This is a genomic window from Sporosarcina sp. Marseille-Q4943 (assembly GCF_943736995.1).
In the GTDB taxonomy this organism is placed as follows: Bacteria; Bacillota; Bacilli; order Bacillales_A; family Planococcaceae; genus Sporosarcina.
Genome location: NZ_OX031157.1, coordinates 263352 through 287932, shown reverse-complemented (window position 1 = coordinate 287932; position 24581 = coordinate 263352). Strand labels below are relative to the sequence as shown.

Here is a 24581-nt window from a genome sequence, read left to right as displayed (position 1 = left end):
GTCCACTCTTATAGTTCTTCCTCTAAAAAGCAGTAGATAAACTTTAGGGTTAATTTGTAAACAGAGCATACAGTCAATTTTGCTGTTGCTCTGTTCATTTGGGTAATTCAAATGGATACAGTAGTAAGTTATCGAGTATACTCCATGGGCTTGTTTGAAAAGGTAAAGATTCCAGACTACGTGCACCATCCATTCGACTTGTCCATCGTATACGAAATAGATTAATTACAATACATCCTCATTACAAAGCTGAATTTACAAGGGTTTTAAGGAAAGGTCAAATGAATTATGGAGATAAAGAAAGTAGGAACAAAAGTAGACATAATAAAGGTCAATTCAGGAAAAGGAGCAAAGTGCCTAGTTCTTATTTTGTTGAAAATTGTTAGAAAATAGAGGGTATTATCTATTTTAAAGTAGTATAATAGTTTTACTGTAGTTTAAAGGTGGTGTGCTAAATGTCTAACAAAAGAAGAAACTTAACCTCTAATGATAATTCAATATTACTTTCAGAGGTTGAAAATATGTGTCCTTTATGCACAAAATCACTCATGTATGAAAAAAAAGGCGGGAATTATAAGCTGTGGGAAGGTGCACATATATATCCTCTTAATCCTACAAAAGAAGAGATTGAATTATTAAAGGATGAAGAGAGATTGCATGAAGATGTAAATAACTTAAATAATATTATTGCTTTATGTGAAGAGTGCCATAATAAATTTGATAACCCTAGAACTGTTGAGGAGTATAGGAAGCTATTCGTCATCAAGAAAAACATATTAATTAAAAGTGAAACAAGAGCAAAATATCATGATTATCAAATTGAGGCTGAGATAAAAGAGGTTATAGGCAAATTAGTAATAGGATTTAATGAGGCAGAAACTAAACCTCTACATATGAGAGCACTAAAGCTTGACAAAAAAGCAGATGAGACATTAGTTAGAATAACCAAAAATAAGATAAGGAATGAAATTAGAGAATATTACTTATATATAAGAGAACAATTTGCTCAACTGGATAGCCAATATCCAAAATCATTTAATCAAATTTCGTCACAAGTTAAATCTTTTTATGACACCTTAAGTAGGCATGAGCCATCTCAAGAAGTTATATATAACCAACTTACTGAGTGGTTATCCAAAAAAACTGAAAATAGCTCCTTAGGTGCTTGTGGCATAATAATTTCCTTTTTTATTCAGAATTGTGAGGTGTTTTAATGTTAGTACCAAACAAGGTAATAACTTTTAATGATTCTATAATTGGAAAAATGACCTTTATTCTTGATTTCATAATTAAAAATGAAATGACTATACAGGATCTATATTTTGCTACACAAGAGCACTTTGGAGAAATAGATGAGTTTATTTACTCATTGGATGTATTATTCCTATTGGATGCAATTAAAGTGGATTTTAATAAAGGAGTAGTTTCATATGTTAAAAGAGATTAGGAGTGTAATATTTAAAAAGGATACCATAAAATTTCATAAAGGTTTAAATGTTGTTTTAGGTGATACCAAAGGAACAAATTCAATTGGTAAATCAACTTTACTAATGATTATAGACTTTATATTTGGTGGAAAAACATACCTTTCACATAATAGTGATGTTGTTACAAACTTAGGTCATCATGATTTTTGGTTCACTTTTGAGTTTAAAGAGCTTGATTATCATTTTATTAGGGGCACAGAAGATAAAGATGTTGTATATAGAAGTAACACTAAAATGGAAAAGCTTGATACTATTAAATTGGGTGATTATACAGAGGAATTAAAAAATCACTATGAGCTACAGTCACAGCAATTAAAATTTAGAGCTGCAGTCAGCACCTTTTCTAGAATTTGGGGTAAAAATAATTACAATGTTAAAAAACCTCTCCACAACCATCAATCTGAAAAAAATATTGATACTGTAACCAATTTAATAAAAATCTTTAATGAATTTGAGACCGTTGCACAACAAGATGAATATTTGAAGAAGTTGGATAATTCAAAGAAAGTCTTAAATAGTGCTGGAAGGCTGAAATTAATCCCCAAAATCAATAAGACTAAATATGAAAAAAACAAAAAAGAAATTGGTATTCTAAATACTGAAATTGAAAAGTTAGGAAAAAGTGCATATAGTCTCTCCATCAATATTAAAGATATAGTAACTGGTGAATTAATTCAGTATAGAAAAATGAAAAAAGACTTATTAGAGGAGAAAGAATACTTCCAATCTAGGTTGAATAGGATTAGGAGTATAAAAAAACCTTCAGGTGCAGGATTTGATAGTCTTTTAGAATTTTTCCCAAATGTTAATCTAGAAAAACTGGTTAATATAGACCTGTTTCATAAAGGGATTAGTTCTATTCTTAGTGATGAATTGAAAAGTGCAAGAAAAGAGTTGTTGGCAAAAATTCAAAACTTAGAAAATGAAATCAATCAAATAAATATAAAATTAGAGGAACTCCTAAATCCCAATGAAGAGTTTAATTTATTTATAGATAATCTAATTGAACTTTCTTCAACACTAAAGAATCTGCAAATAGAGAATGACTATTACACTAAGTTAGAAATTCTAAAATCAGATATTTCATCTAAAACAGAAGAACTTGATAAAATAAAAGAAGAAATAGTTAAAGACATTAAGAAGAAAATTAATGATAAGTTAAATGACCTAATTCATGAGGTCAAAAGAACTGCACCTGAATTAGATCTAACCTACAATAATTATGAGTATAATTTTTTTGAGAATACAGGCACTGGAAAAGCATATACAAATTTAATAATTTTTGACTTAGCTATATTTTCACTTACTGATATTCCATATATAATACATGACTCCTTCTTGTTTAAAAACATTGAAAAAGAGGCAGTAGAACAAATAATCAAATTCTATAACTCAATGACAAAACAAGTATTTATTGCTATTGATGTCATAAATATCTACAACAAAGAAACTCAGACTATATTAAAGGAAAAGAAAGTAATCCAGTTGTCTAAAGATGAGTTATTGACTACATTGGACTGGAGAGACAGCAAGAAATAAAGAACAACTAAAGAAGTAAGCTAAAGCAAGGATGCAAAGGCTACAGGATTATTAGCAGATCCTCAGGAATACAAGAGTAAAGGCTATTGGGGTTGAAGAGTAGATGCTAAGGCATCTGCTCTTTTTTTTAGCCTTTTGTATCCTCTTAACTCATAATTATTATTAATGAAATATAAATAGAGAGTGTGTGAAAAGTAACTATGATGAATAAAGATACTTTTGCTGAGTGGTTAAAAATCTATACAGATATAAAACCATACTCCATTGGGAGATATTCTAAAGCAATTAATACAATATCATGAGAATTAGGAGACTATGGTTTACAGAGGATTAATTTATTTAGCCTAACTGATACTGCCTTTATTGATACAATAATTAGAAATCCTGAGTTTAAAAAGAAGAATGAAAAAGGGCATAGGATGTATAGTGTAGCTCTAAATCATTTTAAGTATGCCAAAAGATAAACCTAATCACAGGTCAGTAAACAATAGGACAGTATGGAGCAGAAACCCTAAGTATGCAAGTGAGTCTGTGGGTGATGCAGACTATTTATGTGAGTTTGACAATCAGCATAAGCATTTTGTTTCAAAGTTTAATGGAAAGAATTATGTAGAGGCTCATCATCTTATCCCTATGCAGTATCAGGAGCAGTTTGATTGTAGCCTAGACATCCATGCTAATATAGTTTCTATCTGTTTAGTCTGCCATAAGAAAATACATTTTGGACATTTTGAGGATAAGAAAGAGGTTTTAGAAAAGCTATTTAACAGCAGGAGAGAAAGACTTATCAAAGGTGGAATTAACATTAGCCTAGATGAGCTTTACATTTATTCTCAGGATTAACTAAGTGGAGGAGAGCTGATGCTTTAGCCTCCCTTTTAATTATCTGAAAATGGATCTATTATATTCATAGCTCATCTTAATAGTGAATTTATTTTACTTATAATGATGGTATTAACTTTGCAAAAACTACTGTGTAGGGTAGGTGCTTTGGTATCTGCTCAATTTTGTAATTATGCTTGGAAACATATATACTTTTTTCCATAAATCTTTATAATTAGAAGAGAATATATTTATAAACACTTTGGGGGGTAACTGATGCAATATTATGGCGTTAGAAATGGAAAAATAAATTTAGATGATATGAAAATTAGTTTTAAAAAGTTTAGGGAGTTTTTTATTGCCACATATGCTTATTTTGAAGATAAAGGAGATTTTAGATTAGCTTTTAATGGATATAAAGGCAGACCTAGATTAATGAAACCAAGTCCTGAAGCATTTCTTTTTAGCCATGTAGGAAATAAAGATGTATTTCCAATTGAACAGTATGGTGATAGATTAGACAAGGTAACAATTTTTACCTTAATTGAAATTTTGCATGAGTTTATTTGGCCTGGTGATGAATTAGAGGATATAGAATTTCAAGAAATTTTCTCTGATAACATAAATTCTGCACAAATAGAATTTAGGGTTGAAATTAACAAATATTTGATGCATTTAGATGATGGTTATGAATTAACTGAGAAGGGTTACATAATTGATTTGCCAGAAAATGGTCTTAACAATCTAATAAAGAATGACCTTCCAGAACATACAAGTGATACAGTTACAGAGCAAGTAGAAACTGCAATAAAGATGTTTTTCAAGTATGATTCAAACTTAGAGGAAAAAAGGAAAGCTATAAATATTTTAGCTGATATATTAGAGCCATATAGAAAAGACTTGAAAAATTTTACAACTGATAAACATGATACAATGATCTTTGGCATTGTGAATAATTATGGAATCAGACACAATGATTTAAAGCAAAAAGATGATTTTGAGAAACCAGTTTGGTATGAATGGATGTTCCATTACTATTTAGCTACTGTCCATGCTGTTTTAAGTTTAAAGGAAGAACATTTCAAGTGAAATAAGTTTATTGGAGAGGGAGAAAAGTGACTCTCTCTTTTTTATCATCTTTAATCTCAATATTATCCTTCCTCCCCATTTTACTTAAAGGTATAAAAAAATTTAAAGATGCTTTGCCATTAATAAAGGAGGGTATCTTAAAACTAAACTCAGTAAGGGAGATGTATTAAGACTGCATTAGACTGAGAGCATTTCCTCTTAAAATGAAAAATATAAGTTATGTATTTTAAGTTAGCTACCCTCCCAGTCAGCCTCCCCCTAGTCCCCCCATGTATCCCCCTCATGAGCCTAAAAGCTTTAAACAATTATTTAAATTTAAATGTAGATACTTAATCCTTATTTACTCTTTGGCTCAGTATCAGGGCAGCATCATACAGGAGTATCAGCTAGAAATGGCTCTATATCAGGCTTTGTCTAACCATACAAAACTCTGCATAAATACTTGTAAGCCTGTACATATTTTCTGACCAATTGAATAAAGCTCATGCATCCTATTTATTGCTGTTAATGCCTTAGCTATTGTCACAAAAGGTATGCTGATCTTGTACAGATAATAGGATCATAGAGGCTGTATCTAACTGACTTATTTGCGTATCGTGCATTAATGATTACTGTTATGGCAGCAAAGAAGAAGAAAGTCCGTAATTTGCCGGGGTATTACAAGGGAGTGCTGGACAAGTTGGTCGATGAAACGTACTTCAAGGACATTTTCATGTTGTTTGATAAGCCGATGGAAGGGTTTTATTGTCCTTAAGGCGTATTAAATTAAGAGTGTTCATGAAAGAGGTGATGCTATTGACTATAAAAGGACTCAATCATTTTTTGTTTTCCGTTTCAGATTTGGAAAGATCTATAGAATTCTATAAAAATGTATTTGATGCAAAATTATTGGTTAAAGGAAGAAGCACTGCTTATTTTGATTTAAATGGCATGTGGATCGCACTTAATCAGGAGAAAAACATACCTCGTAACGAAATAAGTCATTCATATACACATATAGCATTTACAATCGAAGAATCTGAATTTGAAAGAGTTCATTCCAAATTGGAGAAATTGGGGGTAAACATCTTAACTTCCCGCCTAAGAGATGAAAAAGATAAGAAGTCAATTTATTTTACTGACCTCGATGGACATAAATTCGAATTTCATACTGGTACACTGAAGGACAGGCTAGATTATTATAAGCAAGAAAAATCACATATGGAGTTTTATTTTTAAAAACGGCTGTAGCTAGGATTAATCCTTTCTCGAAACATATAATGATACCGGGTACGTCTATTTCGGAAGGAGTAATAAAAGTGTTTCAGAAAATCCTAATTGCTGTATTGTTTGTAACTTCAATTGCTTTTCTTGTTCTTATGTTAGATCAAAATAAGAAACACGCTTCTCAAAAAGATGAAATTGATAGCTTATTAAACCAAAAAGAATCATTCACAGCAGAAATAGACGATCTACAAAAGAGAAATAAAGAACTAAGTAAACAACTCGAAACGAACAATAATAGAGCTTCTTCTCTGGAAATCCCATATGTACAACCTGAGTTTTTAAAATTTGAGTGGGATAACGTGATTCTTGAGGCTAATGAAGAGAAAGTGGTTATAGAATCTAAACCAATCATTGAGGCATTTCGAGCTCGATTTGTCGGTATTACCCAAACAGAGAATCCTTACCCAGCGGGATTTCCAATAGGTTTTACCTTTCACATCTTTTCAGGCGGGCAGAAATACACCTTTTACTCTTTAGATAATGACTTCTTTATGAATGCTGAAATGGACACATTTTATCGTAGTGAAAAAGATTTTACCCAGCTAGCAAACGCTCATTTATCGAACCCGATTGAAGAACTTGATGAAAATTTGTTTAGTAAGTTGTATCACAGTGGAATGATTGTTGGGGAAAAGCAATTTCCTTTTCCTGTATTGGAGAGTTTTCGAATAAAAGGGATTGCAGCATCTTTTATTACGATCGAAAAGGAAGAAATCAATGCCCCTTCAATTATAGATGAATATGTCGAGAAATTTACATTATATTATTTTGGAGATAAGTATTATATGACTTTGTATGATAAATACATTCATATAAGTAATGAGCAATCAACAGTAGATTCGTGGTATGCGGCACCTCAAGAAGATATCTATAGCATCCTTTCCGTTTTAAGTGCCGGATAAAAACAATGATAGTCACTCCTATTACTATATACTTCCCAATCCACGTTTCCATAAAAAAGAGCATACAGTGAATATGGCTGTTGCTTTTTTTTTGCGTAGTTTTATTGGAACCAGTAGTGACACAATATCATTGAGTATACTCCATTGCACATATCGCCACTACGAATGGTTTTAAAGTAAGGAAAACGGTGACTAAGATGATTTTTCGGCAATACCGAGCAGTCCTTATAAGGATTTAATAATGAAAACATATAACTATATTTAAATGAATTGTCAGATTGTGGCGGTGATATTCATGCTAATATAGACTTGAGAGAATATAGAGCGATTTAACATACGTAAGAAGCGCTTTTAACCAAAAGGTGTCATTCAGTATAATAAAGACATCCTGAGCGGAACGGAAGTAGGGGATTAAGAATAAAGGGAGATAAGCAGATTGACTACGATAGGGCTAATTAGACATGGGGTTACTGAGTGGAATGATCTTGGAAAAGCACAAGGCATATCAGACATTCCGATAAACAAATTGGGTAGAAAGCAGGCGAATAAGATTGGCGATAGGCTTCTAGATGAAGGCAAATGGGATGTGATTATTTCCAGTGACTTATCAAGAGCTATAGAAACTGCACAAATCATCGGGGGTAAAATAAACTTATCCATTAGTCATTTTGACAAACGAATCAGGGAGATAGATTGTGGCGAAATTGAAGGCACTACAGAGGAGACCCGACAGGAAAAGTGGGGTAGCAATTGGCGTGAAGCTAACCTTGGGATGGAGAGTTTTGAATCGGTAGGAAAAAGAGGAATAGAATTTCTAGAAGAAATAGTTCATACATATACCGGCAAGCGAATATTAATAGTAAGTCACGGGGCATTAATCGGTTTGACCTTACAACAATTACTCCCTACAATGTTCGAATCAACATATATAGATAATACCTCGTTAACGCTTTTGCATAATACAAATGGAGGATGGGATTGTACGCTTTACAATTGTATAAAACATTTAATATGAACGTGATGTCGCACTAAACCATATTTAAGTGATTAGGTGTAGATACTAGCAGACAGAAACGCAACTGCTCGAGACCGAAGTAAAATGAAATTGGGGGAGACGTAAATGTCTATTATAGAGATAGTAGAAAAGATCATCTTTCAATTCTTAATACGTCCCAATAAAACTTGTCCATTAATAGTTGGAATAGATGGTTTAGGTGGCTCTGGAAAAACTACATTAGTAAAAGAAATAGAACAAGAATTAATTAATGAGAACTGCCAAGCTGTCACTTTTCATCTAGATGATCACATTGTTGAAAGGAAAAAACGATACCAAACAGGACACGAAGAGTGGTATGAATATTATTACTTACAATGGGATGTTAATAACTTGACGGCCAATTTATTTGAACCGTTGCATAGTGGTTGTCACAGTATTTATCTGGCTTTTTATGACAAATATACTGATTCAAATTTAATCAAACAAACTACAGTAACATCCGACAGTATTGTTCTCATTGAAGGTGTATTTTTACAAAGGCATGAATGGAAAAGGTTTTATGATATCGTCTTTTTCCTGGATTGCCCTCGCGAGCTGAGGTATGAGAGGGTATTAAATCGTGATTTGTATATTGGGAATTATGAAGAAAGACTACAGAAGTATCAAAGAAGATACTGGTTAGGCGAAGAACATTACATGGATATCTTAAAACCAATTACGAATGCTAATTTTGTTTATTACACATGAATACAAGTGTTTCATGAGAATAGTGTTTCCGCATAAAACCAAGAAGGTATTTTCATTTATTTGAAGAACATTAATGTAAAGAGGGCTATGAAATAATTTCAGCCAATTAGAATAGGGAAAGGGGAATGGAAAAATGGACGTAAAATATCCAATTGGGGAATTGCAAGTTCCTGAAAACGTAACATTGGAAAATGTTCAAGAGTGGCTAAAGGACATCGGGACGTACACGACTCGATTAAGAGAAGTTGTTGACTCATTAAATGATGAAGAATTCAGCAGAACATATCGTGAAGGTGCCTGGACAGTCCGTCAACTTGTTCATCATATTGCAGATTCACAATTAAACATGTATCAACGATTAAAGCTTGCATTAACGGACGAAAATCCAACAGTACCAGCTTTTGATGAAGAAAAGTGGGCGATCCAACCAGACACACAGCTTCCGGTAGAAAGCTCCATTAAAATGCTGGAAGGCATTAATGAGCGCATCGTCGCCTTGGGAAATAGTTTAACTAAAGAGCAGTTTGATCGAGTTTTTACTCACGAGAAAAACGGTGAAATATCAGTAGCTACGAAGATTGCAAAATTAGCTTGGCACGAAAATCATCATTTGGAACATATAAAGATTGCATTATTAAAATAATTAGCTTTGTTATTCAACACTGTTGATTTGTAGTGCTCGCAACGCTAACGCTTTTGCTCGCAAAAGCCGTTCTGCGTGACGGCTTTCGCTCCAATCAACGAAGCTACCTAAAATCAACAGCAAAGTATAACAGAACCTAGTGAATAAGAGAGGGGCCGCACCTTTGGAATAGGGGTGCGGTCTATTTTGATTTTGAATGAAAGTAAACAATGTTTCCTTGAAACCAGACAACGCTCCCGCGAAACTAAACAATGTTTCCCCGAAACCAGACAACGCTTGCGCCAAACTAACCAACGTATCCGCGAAACTAGACAATGCTCCCGCGAAACTAGATAACACCCACACAAAACTAAACAACACTCCTCCACCCCGAAAAATTATAGTATACTATAAATAATCCCAATATTTCAGAAAGTAGGTCAACTAGATGAAAAAACTACTCCTAACAGGGTTCGAACCATTTTTGAGTTTTACAGTAAACCCGACGATGCGAATCGTAGAGGAACTGAATGGTCAGCAGATCGGGAGTTACGAAATCCATAGTGAAGTGTTATCGGTCGACTTCACTTCCTCGGGTAAGCAGCTTCTTGAACATATCGAAAGAGTACAGCCGGATGCGGTGTTATCGCTCGGTTTGGCAGGGGGACGTTATAAAATGACGCCGGAGCGGATTGCGATTAACGTGAAAGATGGCGAAGCCGATAACTCCGGTAATAAGCCGATCGATGAAATCATCGATGCGCAGGGCGAACCGGCGTATATGTCGACATTGCCGGTGAGGGAAATGGTCGATCAACTTGTTGCAGCCGGATTGCCGGCGGAAGTGTCGAACACGGCGGGGACGTACTTGTGTAACAATGTCATGTACGAAGGTTTGCACTATGCGGCGACCCGACGACCACATATGAAGTCCGGATTCCTACATATTCCCGCTTCCCATGAACTTGCAATTCAACACGGCCGCATTCCGAGCTGGTCCCATGAGGATTTGAAAAAGGGCGTTACGGTTTGCATTGAAGTGTTGTCTGCAGCTGAAGGTTGAAATTTGAATGATGCGCGCAATTACCTCACCTTTGAATAGTAGTACTTTTCATCGTGTATAGTTAAGTAGATTCATTGCCCACTTTGCGTTTGAAAGGAAGATTTTTGTTGGGGAAATACTTCACAAAATCCACTCTTGCACTACTCTTATTGATCACCGTGTGGGGTTGCAGCTGGCCGGTTTATAAATTGGCATAGCCTTACATGCCGCCGCTTTTGTTTGCAGGGATGCGGGCATTGTTCGGTGGTCTTATATTGGCGGCATTCTTGTTGAAGATGCGGGGAGAAAATTAATTGGCGTGAAAATTGGTCGAAGTACTGCATTTCCGCGTTTCTCAATACAATTCTCTTTTTCGGCTTGCAAACGGTAGGGCTCATTTATTTGCCCGGAGGTTTGTTTTCGGTACTTGTTTATTTTCAGCCTGTGTTGCTTGGGCTTTTTGCTTGGTTATGGCTTGGGGAAAATATGTCGCCGGTTAAAATTATGGGGCTGGTCCTCGGTTTTGTTGGCATTGCAGTCGTCAGTTTGGATGGGATGACGGTCCATATTTCGCTCAATGTTGTAGTGTTAGGATTGCTAACGGCATTGAGCTGGGCGCTCGGTGTCGTCTATGTGAAGAAAGTGAGTCGGGAAGTGGATGCTTTCTGGATGGTCGCGTTGCAATGTATGATCGGCGGGTCCATTTTGGTTAGCGCCGGGACAATCGCTGAAAGTTGGTCCGCCATCGTTTGGAACTCCACCTATCTTTTCGGTCTCGGCTATGGTTCGACGTTTGGAATCCCCCTTTCTTATGTGATCTACTATAAGCTTATCAATGCGGGAGAGGCGAGCAAGGTAGGTTCGTTCACTTTTCTCGTTCCGATCATCGCCGTTTTCATCGGGAGGGTATTTTTAGGCGAGCCGGTTACGTATACACTTTTGACAGGTCTTGTATTAGTCGGCTTTAGCATTTATTTTGTGAACTACCGCGGCAATGCGTTATGGATTAAAAAAGTGCAAGCTCCGTAAGGGACAGCTTGTTTGCGTGAAGGAGATGCTATGAACAATAAAAATAAAACGGTTGTCCGTTCAATGGATATTTTAAATTTATTCATAGATCATGCTGAATTGACATTTCAGGAAATCATTGAAATTTCGGGTATTCCGAAGACGTCCGTCTACCGGATGCTCATGTCTTTGGAGGAAATGGGCTTAGTGGAAAAAGGCGCGGATGCGAAATATCGGCTGGGACTCTTATTTCTGCAGTTTGGTCATCTCGTTTCATCAAGGATCGACATACGGCAAATTGCATATCCGATCATGCAGGAGTTACATAAAGATGTGGAGGAAGCGATCAATCTGATCGTCCGTCAAGGCGACGAAGCGATCTATATCGAGAAAGTCGACATCCATCAGAAAGTGCGACTTTACACCGCAATCGGCAGAAGAAGCCCCTTATATGCAGGTGCATGTTCGCGGGTCATCTTGTCTTTTTTGCGGGATCACGAAATCGATGCCTATTTGGAAACGATCGAACTGCATTCATTCGCAAATGGAACGATTACGGATAAGGACCTTTTGTATGAAACGATAAGAATGGCTCGAATGAACGGTTATACATTAAGCAATTCCGAATTGGAGAATTACACTTCCGCTATCGCCGCGCCTATTTTTGACCATAGAGGCGATGTCGTTGCCGGGATTAGCATCGCCGGTATCGAAGCGAATTATCAAGATGAAAACATCCCGGTTTTGGCGGCTAAAGCAATCGAGGCGGCGGGGAAGATATCCCGGCAATTAGGCTATAATCGTATATGAAAAAACATCCTCTTTCTTAATGAATAGAGGATGTTTCAGAGTGTAGATAAACTCAAAAAAATATGGTGTTTGCCTAACGGGTTCGGTTGAAAGGGAGAAAACAATAAAAAACACAGTGTTCAGGGACACAATTCGCATGCGAATTGGTATCCCTGTTCTTGTTGTTGCATCACCATTTTCTATTGTTAAAACACTTGCTAATTGGATATTGGAAAGAAGAATATTTTTAAGAAGGAAGATGGACCTATCCTTCTCCTTTACTATATAAAAAAATAGTAGTGCGAACCAATGCCTTGGTTTGCACTACTAATCTTAGTATGTTTTCTTTTAATATAGAAATTCTACTACATACATTCAACCCGCATACCCATTATAACGAATACCAATTTTGATTTTCTCGATGATCCGTTCATTTTTGAGTAACTCATTTTCTGCTTCTTCCAAGGAAACTTCCTTGAAGCGGATCTTTGCGGTTGGCTGCAATTGTGCCAAACATGGCAGGTCGGCGGTAATGACTTGACCGATTTTCGGGTAGCCGCCTGTCGTTTGGCGGTCCGCCATTAAAATGATCGGCTGCCCACTGGATGGGACTTGGATGGTGCCGTATGTGACACCTTCGGACAACAGCTCGAACTGCTCTGCCAATGAAAGCGGAGGACCTTCAAACCGGTAGCCCATCCGATCAGCTTGCGTTGTGAGGGTGTACGGTTCATTGAACAGTGTCCGTTGGCTGTTTTTGTCGAACCGATCGAATTCCGTTCCTCTAATTATTCGAAGCGTTTGGGCTTGTTGGAAATTGATAAGCGCATTGTAGTTCAGTGACCACGTGAAATTGGCCTCCCGTTTTTCCAGACGTTGAATGAAAAGTCGATTAAGCTCACTCAATTCACCGCATTTCAATCGATCACCCTTTTGAATGGCCCTCCCTTGAAAACCGCCGAATGCCGCACGGAGATATGTGCTTTTACTTCCCATTATTTCCGGAACGGCGAAACCGCCGGCGAATGCGACATACGCCCGGCATCCATTCACCGCGGATTTGAATTGCAATACGGAGCCTTGACGGACAAATATCGGACGCCAAGTCGGTGCGGGCTCTCCGTCGATTGTAGCAAGGAAATCCCCACCGGTTATCGCAATTAGATGATCTTCTTCGAATTGAAGGGTTGTACCGAACAATGTAATTTCCAGGGCACCTTCGTCTTCTTCATTCCCGACAAGCAAGTTCGCCAGTCTGAGCGAATAGCTGTCCATCGCACCACTCACGATGACCCCGAATTTTTGCGAGCCGTATCTGCCCAAGTCTTGAATCGACGTCAAAAGACCGGGATGAAGTACTGTTACGCTCATTTTTTCATCTCCTTATAATCGGCGTATTCTTCCGGGAAAATCGGCACGAACCGGATTTTATCACCGGCTTGCAGCAGTGTCGGAGGCGACATTCCGGGAAGGAATAAATCAAGCGGTGTGCGCCCGATGATTTGCCAGCCCCCTGGCGTTTCCATCGGATAGACGCCCGTCTGTTTCCCGGCGATCCCGACCGATCCGGGTGCAATGGCCAACCGTGGCGTTTCTTTTCGCGGTGTCGCAATCCGTTCATCCATCCCGCCCATGAACGGGAACCCGGGGGCGAAGCCGATCATATAGACAAGACATTCGCTTTCTGAATGAATCCGGATGACCTCCTCGGTGGAGATGCCATGATAGTTTGCCACATCCTCCAAATCGGGACCGAATTCCCCTCCGTATAACACAGGAATTGAAACAAGTCTTGCTTCGAAAGGGATGCTTTCTTGGATTTCTAAAGCGAGCTCGTTCATGAAAGCGCTCACTTTTTGGAAAGGGGACAACCTTGTCTGAAGAGGCGCTTGGGATTGATGAACGATGACAGGATTATAGTAGACTGTCAAATTATTGTAGGCGGGTACGGACTCGACGAATCCTTCGAACGGCCGATTATTCAACAGAACGGACAAATTTCGCACTTTTTCGTGTATGGCCGGGCTTATTCCTTCTCCTAGCTGAACGATGACCGCCGAATCCCCCAACGGCTTGATAATCGGTTTTGTAGTGAAATTGCTCATGGTGTCAGCTCCTTTAGTTTCGAAATACGGGACCTAAGTTCTTAAAAATGGATACTATCAATCATTATAATTATGGAATTACAAAAGACAAGATAAAAGGAGAGAAGAGTCGAATTATTAATTATTTGGTAGCGATTTAGAATAACGTCTATTCAGAATAATTATTGTATGCTAGAATGAATTTGTAATTCAAAACTTCAGTTCCGCATATCGGAACTTATATGAAATGTAAGCGCTTTATTTAATTGCTACGGAGGGGATAACATGTTTCGTGTCGATTTGAATTGTGATTTAGGGGAGAGCTTCGGGCGGTATGAGCTCGGCGAACAGCAGGAGATCTTGAAATATGTGACGTCAGCGAACGTGGCATGCGGGTTCCATGCGGGCGACCCGACAGTCATGAGGGAAACAGTCAAGCTGGCAATTGAGAATGGCGTGAAAATCGGCGCGCATCCGGGATTGCCGGATTTGAACGGATTCGGCCGCAGGGAAATGAAAATCACTCCGCAAGAAGGTTACGATATGGTCGTTTATCAAATCGGCGCATTGCAAGGATTTTTGGCGACGTTCGATGAAACGATGCAGCATGTGAAACCACACGGCGCTTTGTATAATATGGCGTCGAAGGATGCGGAGTTAGCTGAAGCGATCGCGCAAGCGGTCTATGATATTTCGCCTGATTTGGTATTGTTCGCACTTGCCGGCAGCGAATTGGCGAAGGCCGGCGAAAAGATCGGCTTACGTACTGCGCATGAAGTGTTTGCGGACCGGACTTACCAAGCGGACGGATCGTTGACTTCACGTTCACAAGCGGACGCGATGATCACCGATCAAGAGCAATCGGTGACGCAAGTAGTGAAAATGGTGACGGAAGGCAAAGTCATCTCCCAACAACATACGGAGGTCCCGTTAAAAGCGGATACGATTTGCATTCACGGGGACGGGGAACATGCGCTTGATTTTGCAAAATACATCAAAAAGACATTGGAACGGAACAACATTACCGTTTCTGCAATCGGGAACTAGGGGGAAACTGAATGGACGGGAAAAAGCTGGGGGATACACATACAGAAAAGAAAGTGACGAGGAGCGTTCTACTTGGGGCGGCGTTCCTCATGGCGACATCATCAATCGGTCCCGGATTTTTAACACAGACGACGGTGTTTACACAGCAATTGGCGGCGAGCTTTGCGTTCGTCATCTTAATTTCATTGCTGCTCGATGTGTTCGCACAAATGAACGTCTGGCGGATCATCGCGGTTTCAGGTTTGCGTGGTCAAGAAATCGCCAATAAAGTATTGCCAGGACTTGGTGTCCTGTTAGCGATCCTCATCGTCATGGGGGGACTGGCCTTCAATATCGGTAACGTTGCGGGAGCAGGTCTCGGGTTGAATGCGATGCTCGGACTTGATCCGGTAATGGGAGCGATAATCAGTGCGGCATTCGCCATCTTCATCTTCCTTGTGAAGGAAGCGGGAAAAGCGATGGATAAAGTCGCTCAAATCGCAGGGGGAATCATGATTCTCCTGATGCTTTACGTCGCATTCACAACTTCGCCGCCTGTCGGGGAAGCGATCGTCAATACGTTCAAGCCGGAGCAAATCAGCATTTTTGCCATCGTAACGCTTGTCGGCGGTACGGTTGGAGGCTATATTACATTCGCAGGTGGTCATCGACTTTTGGATGCAGGGGTGAAAGGTATTGAATCGCTTCCGCAAGTAACCAAAAGTTCGGTTACGGGTATCGCAGTTACAGGTATTATGCGCGTTGCATTATTTTTGGCTGTGCTTGGGGTTGTATCCCAAGGTCTTGCCATTGATCCTGCAAATCCGCCGGCCTCGGTATTCAAGCTGGCAGCCGGAAATCTAGGTTACAAAATGTTCGGAGTCATCATGTGGGCGGCAGCCATCACGTCTGTAGTCGGTGCGGCTTATACGTCCGTCTCATTCATCCGCTCATTCCACCCGGCTATCGAAAAGTATCATAACTGGGTCATCATCCTATTCATCCTCATATCGACAATCACGTTTGCACTTGTCGGTCGTCCGGTGAATATCCTATTGCTCGTCGGTGCGCTCAATGCACTCATTTTACCGCTTGCACTCGGAACGCTATTAGTTGCCGCGTACAAGAAAAATATTGTTGGGGAATATAAACATCCGCTCTGGTTGACAATCACAGGTGGATTTGTCGTCATCGTCATGGGTGTACTTGGAATTATGACACTTATTGAACAACTACCATTGCTGTTTAAGTAAGGAGGAGAGCTAATGCGAAACTTTGAGAAAATGTCTCCGGTCGAATTAAGGGAACTGATTCGTCAACAGGAAATCACCGGACCGACAGCCGGCATGGCGAAAGGGTATACGCAGGCGAATCTCGTTATTTTGAAGAAGGAACATGCCTTTGATTTCCTGCTGTTCTGTCAACGAAATCCGAAACCATGCCCTTTACTGGACGTGACAGAACCGGGTTCATTCATCCCGGGGAAAATTTCGGAAGGTGCCGACATTCGTAAAGACATCCCGAAATACCGGATTTACAAGGACGGCGTCTATACGGAAGAAGTGACGGATATTACGGACTACTGGGAGGACGATATGGTCGGTTTCCTGTTGGGCTGCAGCTTCACATTCGAAACGCCGCTTCTCGAAAGCGGGATTCCGGTCCGGCATATCGAGGAAAACTGCAATGTCCCGATGTATAAAACGAATATCCCGTGTGATAAAGCCGGAATCTTCGAAGGCCCGACCGTTGTCAGTATGCGTCCGATGTCGCATGAAGATGCCATCCGCGCGATTCAGATCACGAGCCGGTTCCCGGCGGTACACGGCGCTCCGATCCATATCGGGGATCCAAGCCAGATTGGAATCGAAGATATATCCAAACCCGATTTTGGGGATGCGGTAACCATCAAGGAAGGTGAGATCCCGGTGTTCTGGGCATGCGGCGTAACACCGCAAGCAGTCGCCATGGAAAGTAAACCTTCCATCATGATTACACACGCACCGGGCTGCATGTTCATTAGTGATTTGAAAGGTGAGAAGTTGAGTGTTTTGTAGGTGTGCCTACTTACTGGGAGGCTCACGGACCGCCCGCGGAAAGCGTCCGCCTGCAGCGCAAATCAACATTAGTAGAGACCCTAATTTAGAAGGATTTCAAAAAAGAAAATGCAAAAAGACCTTCTTTTCTGTAATCCAGATGTAGAAGGTCTTTTTATCTTTTCAAGAAGTCGTAAAGCCAAAATTATGTAGGAAGTGCAATACTTCCTGCTCATACTCCTCCGGGTTTTCATTGAACGACTTTGCATGAGCACCCTTATCGAACAGCTTCATCATCTTCTTGTCTTCTTTCAACTCATACAATTCCTTCGTCATCTCCGGCAAAATGAAATCGTCTTCCATACTATGGATGAACAGCATCGGTTTTTTGACGTTCCCTATAGCTTCCCTCGGCGATATGAGTCCAGTTGTATACCCGTCCCTGATTTTCAGGAACAAATTGGCTACACGCAATGTCATCGATGAGCGAAGAGGCGTATTCGTACGTAAAATGTGAAGGATCTGCTCAGTAAAATCGGAGAAAGGACAATCGAGAATATAAAAATCGGCTTCATCTTCAAACTCTCCTGCGTACAGGATCGTTGTCGCTGCTCCCATCGATTCACCATGAATTCCAAGCAATGCCCGGCTGCCGATCCGGTCTCGTACAGCAGATACTAAAGCATTTAAGTCAACCTTTTCATAAAAACCGAAACTCGTCGTCTTTCCACCCGAATCGCCGTGCCGCCGATGGTCATAAATGACGGAATTGAATCCTAGACGTTCGAATAATCTTGCGTATTTGATGGAGTTGATTTTATTCTCCGTCACGCCATGGCAAATAATCATCGTTCTTGTCGTTTCGAGCGGTTGTAAAAAAACCGCACGCAATGGATAGCCATTCGGGGAATCGACCCAAAAATCCTCTTTGCGCACAGTTGCATACCAATGCTCATCAAACCGTTTGGCAATAATTTCACGCTTTACAATCATATCGTGGTCTTTCAACTTCATGAACATTAACCGATTTGCAGCATAAAAGCCGAGAACTGTAAGAATGGCAGTATAAATGCTTCCAATAATGCCTGTAATATAAAGGAAGCGCCGTTTCAATCAACTTCAACTCCTTCAGCAGCTGCGATTTTTGTACAATTTGTACATTCCTGTTTCAATAGGATGCGAAACATGAGGAGCTATCATTCCAACAGCATCACAAATTTTTTCAACGTCGATTCCCGTTTCAATCCCTAGCGAATCAAGCATATGAACGACATCTTCCGTCGCTACATTCCCCGTTGCGCCAGGGGCAAAAGGACATCCTCCTAGGCCACCTGCGGAAGTATCGAAACGATCGATGCCTGCCTGCAATGCAGCAAAAATATTGGCGATTGCCATTTTGCGCGTATCATGGAAATGGGCTGTCAACAGCACTTCAGGGAACTGCTCTTTCAACAGTTTGAACAGCTCATAGCTCTCTACTGGATTTGCCATCCCAATCGTATCCGCAACGCTTAGCTCATCCACCCCCATGGAAACGAATCGGTTGCATAGATTACTAACTTCCTCTTTCTCTATCTTCCCCTCATAGGGACAATAAAACGCAGTAGAAATGCATGCCCGCACGAAAATGCCATCACTTTTCAATTTTGAAATGACGGGTTTAAGTGCATCCAAACTTTCAGTAGTCGTACGGTTAATGTTTTTCTGATTGAACGTATTGCTGACACCGACAAAAACGGCGATGCTCTCCGCACCTGCTTCAATAGCAAGCTGAGCCCCTTTTTCATTCGGCGCTAACACGAATTGGCGTCCAATCTTCTCTGTCTTTTCTACGATGTTTTTTGCATCTGCCATTTGCGGCACCCATTTCGGGGAGACGAAGGAAGTAAGTTCCATTTCCTTAATGCCTGCAGCTTGCAATGAATGGATAAAGTTCAGTTTCACTTTTTCTTCGACATGATTTTTTTCGTTCTGAAGGCCATCCCTCGGTCCTACCTCGATAATTGTGACGTTCTTTGGTAAAATGAACATATCATCCCTCCTGTACCTATTGTACTGAAGGGGTGCGCTGAAGGGCAATGCGGAATGTCTAATTCTATTTAATTATGAAAACAGGAATAGGGGGAATTGATTTGTCAAACGAAGTAGTGATTGTAAGTGCTGTACGGACGGCGATCGGATCATTTTTAGGGTCGTTAAAAGATGTTTCGGCAGCGGAGCTCGGTGGAATCGTCATTAAGGAAGCAATCTCACGTTCTGGAGTGAAGGCTGAAGATGTGGACGAAGTAATCATGGGGAATGTGTTGCAGGCGGGGGTTGGTCAAAATCCGGCACGGCAAGCAGCAATCAAAGCTGGCCTTCCTGAAACGGTCCCTTCCATGACAATCAATAAAGTATGCGGATCCGGTTTAAAAGCGGTCCACTTAGCGAGACAAGCAATCCTAGCGGGGGATGCGGACATCGTCGTTGCAGGCGGCATGGAAAATATGAGCCAGGCGCCATTCTTGTTGAACAACGCAAGGGAAGGCTTTAAGATGGGTGATCAGAAACTCGTCGACAGCATGATCTCTGACGGCCTTTGGTGCGCTTTCAATAATTATCATATGGGGATAACAGCAGAGAATCTCTGTGACCGCTATTCGATCACAAGAGAAGAGCAGGATGCATTTTCTGCGGCCTCTCAAGAGAAGGCAGCTGCGGCGATCGAAAATGGTAAATTCAAAGATGAAATCGTCTCAGTGGAAATTCCACAACGAAAAGGCGATCCAATCGTATTTGACACGGATGAGTATGTAAAAGCAGGGACAACGAGTGACAAATTAGGGAAATTGCGTCCTGCATTCAAAAAGGATGGAAGTGTAACTGCGGGGAATGCTTCCGGCATTAACGACGGAGCTGCTGCATTTGTCATTATGTCACGAACGAAAGCGGATGAACTCGGCATTGCACCTCTAGCAATATTGACCGCAAACGCAAATGCAGGTGTCGATCCAGCTGTCATGGGCATCGGACCGGTCCAAGCAGTGAAAAACGTACTTGAGAAATCAGGAATGGAACTTGCGGATATCGACCTGATTGAAGCGAATGAAGCGTTCGCCGCACAATCGCTCGCTGTCGACCGTGAGCTTAATTTTGATAAAGATAAATTGAACGTAAACGGCGGCGCAATTGCGTTGGGCCATCCAATCGGAGCAAGCGGTGCCAGGATTCTTGTTACATTATTACATGAAATGAGACGTCGCGATGCTAAAACGGGTCTAGCTACATTATGCATTGGAGGCGGACAAGGAGTGGCTACGATCGTTCAGCTTCCGTAAAATGAAAGAAGGTGGTTTGAATGTCGAAGAAAAAAGCGAGGACAGCAACTCCAGTAAAGCAGGAAAGTCAAAAAGCGACTCTTTCCGAGGCGCTTGATAATGATATCGTATTAAAATTGAAAGCAGCCAAAAAGGAAATGGCGGCGAAGATTGAGGCAGAAGAAGCGGAGCACCAAGAAAAGCTCCGGCGTGAACGTGTAGAACGGGAGAAGAACAAAAGCTTTGCCGAATTGCTCGAAGAATACGGCGAAAGCGGCACGAAATATTGAAAGTATGAACCGGATGGCATGTTCCATCCGGTTTTTTCTATGCAAAAGTTCGAAAAGCACCGAATAGAAGAGAAATTGTTACACATTCTATCGATGATCATATGACAAGGAGTGAAAGAATGATGAAAAAATTAGCGGTTTTTCCACTTTCGTTACTGCTCACACTTTCCTTGATAGGGTGTGCAAACAATAATGGAACCGGTACGAACGATCAAAACGGCACTACCGAACAAACGGGTACCGGCGAATCGGCTCACGGAGACAATAACGGAAACACTAACGGCAACAATAACAATGAGACAAACGGAAATGGCCAATCGAAAGTGGAAGTGGCTGATGATGCAGCGGATAAGATTGCAGCAATGGATGAAGTCGAAAGCGCAAACGTTCTTGTAACGGATAGAAATGCCTACGTTGGTGTCGAATTGAAGAACGACGTCAAAGACAGCGAAGCATTGAAAAACAGAATCGCTGACGAGGTTCGAAGCGTACATTCCGAATTCAACAATGTATATGTATCATTCAATCCCGAAGTTGCCACTCGGCTGACCGAGTATGGAAATCAAATTCGTTCCGGTGAACCGGTCGAAGGATTCTTTGATGAGTTTACGACAAGTATCAACCGTATGTTCCCAGAAGCGAAGTAATTGATTCCGATTTTAACATGGGATTTTATGTTTATTGGATGGCGGGAAGGGGTATATATGCATACCTCTTCCTTTCATTTGTGACAAATTTATGACAAGTATTTTATTTCGTAAATTACACACACAATTCGACATTATTTTCAAACCGTCTACATTATGATAGGCAAGGGTAAAAAAATTGACGGAGGAAATGCGATGCGATTGATTGGCAAACAACTTTTATCTTTTAAAATCCACATGAAAAGATCAAAGATGGTCAAAATAGCGAAAGACCGCGGATTTACTCATCCGGCAGTGGTAGCATGCAGCCAAGAATTGGATTCTTTATTGAATCGTTATCAAAATATAGCGTAAAAAAAGACATACCGAGATACGGTATGTCTTTTCCAATTACGCTAATTTCGCTAGTTCACTCTTCATTTCAACAATCCAATTGAAAGGATCTTCTTGCTTTCCGTTTTGGATATTGCTAAGTGTGTCGAATAATTGTGTTGCCAATGGCCCGGTTTCACAATTATTGACAACCATTTTATAGCCGTCCCAATTTAATTCGCCAACTGGTGAAATAACAGCTGCCGTCCCGGTTCCAAAAACTTCTTCAAGTTTTCCTTCATCATAGGCCGACCTTATTTCTTCCATTGAAATTTTCCGTTCAGAGACGGGGATTTCCCAATGACGCAGCAATTGAAGAATCGATTTTCTCGTAATCCCTTCCAAAATGCTTCCATTGATGGCGGGTGTAATGACTTCTCCATCAATTTTGAAGAAAATATTCATGCTTCCCACTTCTTCGACATATTTTCGTTCGACTCCGTCTAACCAGAGCACTTGCGAATAACCCCGCTGATCGGCGACCTCCTGGGCTTTCAGGCCTGCCGCATAATTTCCAGCTGTCTTCGCACCGCCAGTACCGCCTTTTACAGCTCTGACAAATTCATTTTCGACAAGAATTTTGACTGGATGAATACCTTCTTTGTAATAGGAACCTACTGGAGATAAAATGATGAAAAATTGATATTTCTTTGCTGGAGCAACACCTAGGAATGCTTCATTTGCAATGACAAAAGGTCTTATGTACAAAGAGGTGCCTTCCAAAGTTGGAATCCAGTCTTTTTCAATTTGGATGAGCTGGATCAATGCGTGCAATGCCATTTCTTCGTCAATTTGTGGCATGCAAAGCCGGTCTAGCGATAGGTTCAGACGTTTCATGTTTTCCTCAGGACGGAACAGACGCACTGTGCCATCATTCGATGAACGATACGCTTTCATCCCTTCGAAAACTGTTTGCCCATAATGCAGAACAATCGATGCAGGATCCAATGTGACCGGTGCATAAGGAACGATGCGATGGCTATGCCACCCCTTGCCTTCATCATAATCAGCTACAAACATATGATCCGTGAAGCATCTGCCAAACATGAGATTCTCGGGATTCGGTTTTTCTTTTTTTGAATCGCTCAGTTTAATCTGGATGGGTACTCTTGTCATTCCGATCAAATCTCCTCGTTTTATGGTCCAAAGACCATGTAATATTGAATAAAGCAATTATACTGCTTTTTTAGAAAAATGGAAGAGTTAAGTTGTTATATTATTGTTACGATTTTGAAAACGTTTACAATATTGCTATGTTTGTATGTATGATTTTCCGCTTGTACAATATACGTAAAAAGAAGAAAAGGTGTTTATTATGGATCGGATTATTATTATTGGGGCAGGAATACTCGGTGCTTCTGCAGCTTATCATGTGGCGAAGCTAGGTGCAGAAGTGATTGTTGTCGACCGGAAGGACATAGGGCAGGCGACTGATGCTGCAGCTGGAATCATTTGTCCATGGCTCTCTCAGCGTAGAAATAAAGCGTGGTATGCTTTGGCAAAAGGGGGAGCATCCTATTATCCGGAGTTGATTCGTCAGTTAGAGGAAGACGGCGAGACCAAAACAGGTTATCGGAAAGTCGGTGCGATTAGTTTACAACAGGAATTGGACAAGCTTGAAAAGATGGAAGCGCGTGCTTTGGAGAGAAGGAAAGAAGCTCCTGAAATTGGTCATGTGAGACTGCTAAATGAACAGTTAACTTCTGATCTTTTTCCCCCAATGTCCGAAGGTTTTTCATCTGTCCACGTGGAAGGTGCTGCTCGCGTCGATGGGAGAGCGTTACGTGAGGCGCTGATCAATGCTTCCGAAAAGCATGGAGCAGCTGTTAAGCATGGTTCTGCAACGCTTATTATAGAAAATGATAAAGTTTCTGGCATCATGGTAGACGAAGAAGTGATGAAAGCATCAAAAGTGATTATTACTGCCGGGGCGTGGGCTGCAGAATTGTTGAAGCCATTGGGGCTTACTATAGAGGTTACCGGGCAAAAGGCGCAAATCGTCCATTTACGTTTGGATGGACAAGACACGTCAGGATGGCCTGTCATTATGCCGCCTACGAATCAATATATTTTGCCTTCTGAGGAAGGGAAGGTCGTCGTCGGAGCGACTCATGAGGATGAGGCGGTCAACTTGATCCAGCCGACTGCCGGAGGAATCCATGAGGTGTTGGACAAAGCATTGAAAGTGGCACCCGGATTGAAGGAAGCGACATTTGAAGAGGTGCGTGTCGGCATTCGACCGTTCACACCTGGATTCCTGCCGGTCATCGGGGAAGTGCCGGGGCATCCTGAGCTGCTATTTGCAAACGGTTTAGGCGCCTCTGGATTAACGGTTGGCCCCTTCCTCGGTAAACAATTGGCGAATATGGCGCTCGGACGTGAAGTCGAGATTGATCTGTCTATGTATGAGGTTGAAAAAGCGATTGCAAATGTAAAGTAAGGCTTAAGAAGGATTGTTTGAAACGACCGAAATTATTTCTTGCAAACGATAAAACAAAAGTTTACAATTAAAACAAATGT

27 protein-coding genes and 1 pseudogene are annotated in these 24581 nt (G+C 40.5%); 22 read left to right on the top strand and 6 right to left on the bottom strand.

Going from position 1 to position 24581, the window contains the following annotated elements:
* The first annotated feature begins 455 nt into the window (after positions 1 to 455).
* From NIT04_RS10275 to NIT04_RS10225, 11 genes are all read left to right on the top strand, one after another.
* Positions 456 to 1214 (top strand): ABC-three component system protein, encoded by a 759-nt coding sequence (locus NIT04_RS10275; RefSeq protein WP_252503522.1) that lies wholly within the window; start codon positions 456 to 458, stop codon positions 1212 to 1214.
* On the top strand, positions 1214 to 1447 hold the full coding sequence (locus NIT04_RS10270; RefSeq protein WP_252503521.1) for an ABC-three component system middle component 7: 234 nt from the start codon (positions 1214 to 1216) through the stop codon (positions 1445 to 1447). Before NIT04_RS10275 ends, NIT04_RS10270 begins: the two co-directional genes overlap by 1 nt.
* Entirely contained in the window at positions 1431 to 3026 is a 1596-nt protein-coding gene (locus tag NIT04_RS10265) for a DUF2326 domain-containing protein (protein WP_252503520.1), read from the top strand. The genes NIT04_RS10270 and NIT04_RS10265 overlap by 17 nt, the downstream gene beginning before the upstream one ends.
* 531 nt (positions 3027 to 3557) lie before the next feature.
* Positions 3558 to 3869 carry a hypothetical protein gene (locus NIT04_RS10260; RefSeq protein WP_252503519.1) on the top strand — a complete coding sequence of 104 codons (312 nt, stop codon included), beginning with the start codon at positions 3558 to 3560 and terminating at the stop codon, positions 3867 to 3869.
* A 255-nt stretch (positions 3870 to 4124) separates the two neighbouring features.
* Positions 4125 to 4937, top strand: a complete 813-nt coding sequence (locus tag NIT04_RS10255; protein ID WP_252503518.1) for a hypothetical protein — start codon at positions 4125 to 4127, stop codon at positions 4935 to 4937.
* A 616-nt stretch (positions 4938 to 5553) separates the two neighbouring features.
* On the top strand, positions 5554 to 5691 hold the full coding sequence (locus NIT04_RS10250; RefSeq protein ID WP_252503517.1) for a hypothetical protein: 138 nt from the start codon (positions 5554 to 5556) through the stop codon (positions 5689 to 5691).
* 41 nt (positions 5692 to 5732) lie between these two features.
* Complete coding sequence (gene fosM / locus NIT04_RS10245; RefSeq protein ID WP_252503516.1) at positions 5733 to 6155, top strand: FosM family fosfomycin resistance protein; 423 nt, start codon at positions 5733 to 5735, stop codon at positions 6153 to 6155.
* Positions 6156 to 6235: 80 nt separating this feature from the next.
* A complete protein-coding gene (locus NIT04_RS10240) occupies positions 6236 to 7105 on the top strand; it encodes a hypothetical protein (protein WP_252503515.1) in 870 nt (289 codons plus the stop codon).
* A 436-nt stretch (positions 7106 to 7541) separates the two neighbouring features.
* A complete protein-coding gene (locus tag NIT04_RS10235; protein WP_252503514.1) occupies positions 7542 to 8120 on the top strand; it encodes a histidine phosphatase family protein in 579 nt (192 codons plus the stop codon).
* Between the two features lie 105 nt (positions 8121 to 8225).
* Entirely contained in the window at positions 8226 to 8849 is a 624-nt protein-coding gene (locus tag NIT04_RS10230; RefSeq protein ID WP_252503513.1) for a kinase, read from the top strand.
* A 133-nt stretch (positions 8850 to 8982) separates the two neighbouring features.
* Entirely contained in the window at positions 8983 to 9492 is a 510-nt protein-coding gene (locus tag NIT04_RS10225) for a YfiT family bacillithiol transferase (protein ID WP_252503512.1), read from the top strand.
* Between the two features lie 9 nt (positions 9493 to 9501).
* Here NIT04_RS10225 and NIT04_RS10220 read toward each other — a convergent pair whose 3' ends face one another.
* Positions 9502 to 9849 (bottom strand): hypothetical protein, encoded by a 348-nt coding sequence (locus NIT04_RS10220; RefSeq protein ID WP_252503511.1) that lies wholly within the window; start codon positions 9847 to 9849, stop codon positions 9502 to 9504.
* A gap of 70 nt (positions 9850 to 9919) precedes the next feature.
* On the opposite strand from NIT04_RS10220, the gene NIT04_RS10215 reads away from it, so the two are divergent.
* The 3 genes and pseudogenes from NIT04_RS10215 (at position 9920) to NIT04_RS10205 (ending at position 12331) form a co-directional block, all read left to right on the top strand.
* Positions 9920 to 10534 (top strand): pyroglutamyl-peptidase I, encoded by a 615-nt coding sequence (locus tag NIT04_RS10215; RefSeq protein ID WP_252503510.1) that lies wholly within the window; start codon positions 9920 to 9922, stop codon positions 10532 to 10534.
* Between the two features lie 107 nt (positions 10535 to 10641).
* A pseudogene (locus tag NIT04_RS10210) lies at positions 10642 to 11542 on the top strand (DMT family transporter).
* A 30-nt stretch (positions 11543 to 11572) separates the two neighbouring features.
* Complete coding sequence (locus NIT04_RS10205) at positions 11573 to 12331, top strand: IclR family transcriptional regulator (protein WP_252503509.1); 759 nt, start codon at positions 11573 to 11575, stop codon at positions 12329 to 12331.
* Between the two features lie 354 nt (positions 12332 to 12685).
* Here NIT04_RS10205 and NIT04_RS10200 read toward each other — a convergent pair whose 3' ends face one another.
* Both NIT04_RS10200 and pxpB read right to left on the bottom strand, forming a co-directional pair.
* Entirely contained in the window at positions 12686 to 13681 is a 996-nt protein-coding gene (locus NIT04_RS10200) for a biotin-dependent carboxyltransferase family protein (RefSeq protein ID WP_252503508.1), read from the bottom strand.
* Positions 13678 to 14415 (bottom strand): 5-oxoprolinase subunit PxpB, encoded by a 738-nt coding sequence (pxpB, locus tag NIT04_RS10195; RefSeq protein ID WP_252503507.1) that lies wholly within the window; start codon positions 14413 to 14415, stop codon positions 13678 to 13680. Before pxpB ends, NIT04_RS10200 begins: the two co-directional genes overlap by 4 nt.
* A 264-nt stretch (positions 14416 to 14679) precedes the next feature.
* Between pxpB and NIT04_RS10190 the strand changes: the two genes are divergently transcribed.
* The 3 genes from NIT04_RS10190 to NIT04_RS10180 are packed head-to-tail and all read left to right on the top strand — an operon-like array spanning position 14680 to position 17477.
* A complete protein-coding gene (locus tag NIT04_RS10190) occupies positions 14680 to 15441 on the top strand; it encodes a LamB/YcsF family protein (RefSeq protein ID WP_252503506.1) in 762 nt (253 codons plus the stop codon).
* Positions 15442 to 15452: 11 nt separating this feature from the next.
* Entirely contained in the window at positions 15453 to 16673 is a 1221-nt protein-coding gene (locus NIT04_RS10185; protein WP_252503505.1) for an NRAMP family divalent metal transporter, read from the top strand.
* A 12-nt stretch (positions 16674 to 16685) separates the two neighbouring features.
* On the top strand, positions 16686 to 17477 hold the full coding sequence (locus NIT04_RS10180; protein ID WP_252503504.1) for a putative hydro-lyase: 792 nt from the start codon (positions 16686 to 16688) through the stop codon (positions 17475 to 17477).
* 162 nt (positions 17478 to 17639) lie between these two features.
* Here the strand turns inward: NIT04_RS10180 and NIT04_RS10175 are convergent, their stop codons facing one another.
* Together NIT04_RS10175 and NIT04_RS10170 are read right to left on the bottom strand one after the other, a co-directional pair.
* Complete coding sequence (locus NIT04_RS10175) at positions 17640 to 18569, bottom strand: alpha/beta hydrolase (RefSeq protein ID WP_252503503.1); 930 nt, start codon at positions 18567 to 18569, stop codon at positions 17640 to 17642.
* 15 nt (positions 18570 to 18584) lie between these two features.
* The gene (locus tag NIT04_RS10170; RefSeq protein ID WP_252503502.1) at positions 18585 to 19487 is read right to left on the bottom strand and encodes a hydroxymethylglutaryl-CoA lyase; all 903 of its coding nucleotides are present in this window, start codon (positions 19485 to 19487) and stop codon (positions 18585 to 18587) included.
* 101 nt (positions 19488 to 19588) lie between these two features.
* On the opposite strand from NIT04_RS10170, the gene NIT04_RS10165 reads away from it, so the two are divergent.
* The 4 genes from NIT04_RS10165 (at position 19589) to NIT04_RS10150 (ending at position 22043) form a co-directional block, all read left to right on the top strand.
* Entirely contained in the window at positions 19589 to 20773 is a 1185-nt protein-coding gene (locus NIT04_RS10165; RefSeq protein ID WP_305880102.1) for an acetyl-CoA C-acetyltransferase, read from the top strand.
* A gap of 20 nt (positions 20774 to 20793) precedes the next feature.
* Complete coding sequence (locus NIT04_RS10160; protein ID WP_252503500.1) at positions 20794 to 21042, top strand: DUF3886 domain-containing protein; 249 nt, start codon at positions 20794 to 20796, stop codon at positions 21040 to 21042.
* Between the two features lie 119 nt (positions 21043 to 21161).
* Positions 21162 to 21689 carry a YhcN/YlaJ family sporulation lipoprotein gene (locus NIT04_RS10155; RefSeq protein ID WP_252503499.1) on the top strand — a complete coding sequence of 176 codons (528 nt, stop codon included), beginning with the start codon at positions 21162 to 21164 and terminating at the stop codon, positions 21687 to 21689.
* 156 nt (positions 21690 to 21845) lie between these two features.
* Entirely contained in the window at positions 21846 to 22043 is a 198-nt protein-coding gene (locus tag NIT04_RS10150; RefSeq protein WP_371922535.1) for an aspartyl-phosphate phosphatase Spo0E family protein, read from the top strand.
* A 36-nt stretch (positions 22044 to 22079) separates the two neighbouring features.
* On the opposite strand, the gene NIT04_RS10145 is transcribed toward NIT04_RS10150, so the two are convergent.
* Positions 22080 to 23177 carry a branched-chain amino acid aminotransferase gene (locus tag NIT04_RS10145; protein WP_252503498.1) on the bottom strand — a complete coding sequence of 366 codons (1098 nt, stop codon included), beginning with the start codon at positions 23175 to 23177 and terminating at the stop codon, positions 22080 to 22082.
* Positions 23178 to 23376: 199 nt separating this feature from the next.
* Here NIT04_RS10145 and NIT04_RS10140 point away from each other — a divergent pair, with 199 nt between their 5' ends.
* Positions 23377 to 24501, top strand: coding sequence for an FAD-binding oxidoreductase (locus NIT04_RS10140; RefSeq protein ID WP_252503497.1), 1125 nt, complete (start codon positions 23377 to 23379; stop codon positions 24499 to 24501).
* The last annotated feature ends 80 nt before the right edge of the window (positions 24502 to 24581 follow it).

Excerpts from the sequence above, each read along its gene's own strand:
- NIT04_RS10275 (WP_252503522.1), top strand. The coding sequence starts at position 456 with ATGTCTAACAAAAGAAGAAACTTAACCTCTAATGATAATTCAATATTA.
- NIT04_RS10270 (WP_252503521.1), top strand. The coding sequence starts at position 1,214 with ATGTTAGTACCAAACAAGGTAATAACTTTTAATGATTCTATAATTGGA.
- NIT04_RS10265 (WP_252503520.1), top strand. The coding sequence starts at position 1,431 with ATGTTAAAAGAGATTAGGAGTGTAATATTTAAAAAGGATACCATAAAA.
- NIT04_RS10255 (WP_252503518.1), top strand. The coding sequence starts at position 4,125 with ATGCAATATTATGGCGTTAGAAATGGAAAAATAAATTTAGATGATATG.
- NIT04_RS10250 (WP_252503517.1), top strand. The coding sequence starts at position 5,554 with ATGGCAGCAAAGAAGAAGAAAGTCCGTAATTTGCCGGGGTATTACAAG.
- NIT04_RS10230 (WP_252503513.1), top strand. The coding sequence starts at position 8,226 with ATGTCTATTATAGAGATAGTAGAAAAGATCATCTTTCAATTCTTAATA.
- NIT04_RS10225 (WP_252503512.1), top strand. The coding sequence starts at position 8,983 with ATGGACGTAAAATATCCAATTGGGGAATTGCAAGTTCCTGAAAACGTA.
- NIT04_RS10215 (WP_252503510.1), top strand. The coding sequence starts at position 9,920 with ATGAAAAAACTACTCCTAACAGGGTTCGAACCATTTTTGAGTTTTACA.
- NIT04_RS10205 (WP_252503509.1), top strand. The coding sequence starts at position 11,573 with ATGAACAATAAAAATAAAACGGTTGTCCGTTCAATGGATATTTTAAAT.
- NIT04_RS10200 (WP_252503508.1), bottom strand. The coding sequence starts at position 13,681 with ATGAGCGTAACAGTACTTCATCCCGGTCTTTTGACGTCGATTCAAGAC.
- pxpB (WP_252503507.1), bottom strand. The coding sequence starts at position 14,415 with ATGAGCAATTTCACTACAAAACCGATTATCAAGCCGTTGGGGGATTCG.
- NIT04_RS10190 (WP_252503506.1), top strand. The coding sequence starts at position 14,680 with ATGTTTCGTGTCGATTTGAATTGTGATTTAGGGGAGAGCTTCGGGCGG.
- NIT04_RS10185 (WP_252503505.1), top strand. The coding sequence starts at position 15,453 with ATGGACGGGAAAAAGCTGGGGGATACACATACAGAAAAGAAAGTGACG.
- NIT04_RS10180 (WP_252503504.1), top strand. The coding sequence starts at position 16,686 with ATGCGAAACTTTGAGAAAATGTCTCCGGTCGAATTAAGGGAACTGATT.
- NIT04_RS10170 (WP_252503502.1), bottom strand. The coding sequence starts at position 19,487 with ATGTTCATTTTACCAAAGAACGTCACAATTATCGAGGTAGGACCGAGG.
- NIT04_RS10160 (WP_252503500.1), top strand. The coding sequence starts at position 20,794 with ATGTCGAAGAAAAAAGCGAGGACAGCAACTCCAGTAAAGCAGGAAAGT.
- NIT04_RS10155 (WP_252503499.1), top strand. The coding sequence starts at position 21,162 with ATGATGAAAAAATTAGCGGTTTTTCCACTTTCGTTACTGCTCACACTT.
- NIT04_RS10150 (WP_371922535.1), top strand. The coding sequence starts at position 21,846 with ATGATAGGCAAGGGTAAAAAAATTGACGGAGGAAATGCGATGCGATTG.
- NIT04_RS10145 (WP_252503498.1), bottom strand. The coding sequence starts at position 23,177 with ATGACAAGAGTACCCATCCAGATTAAACTGAGCGATTCAAAAAAAGAA.
- NIT04_RS10140 (WP_252503497.1), top strand. The coding sequence starts at position 23,377 with ATGGATCGGATTATTATTATTGGGGCAGGAATACTCGGTGCTTCTGCA.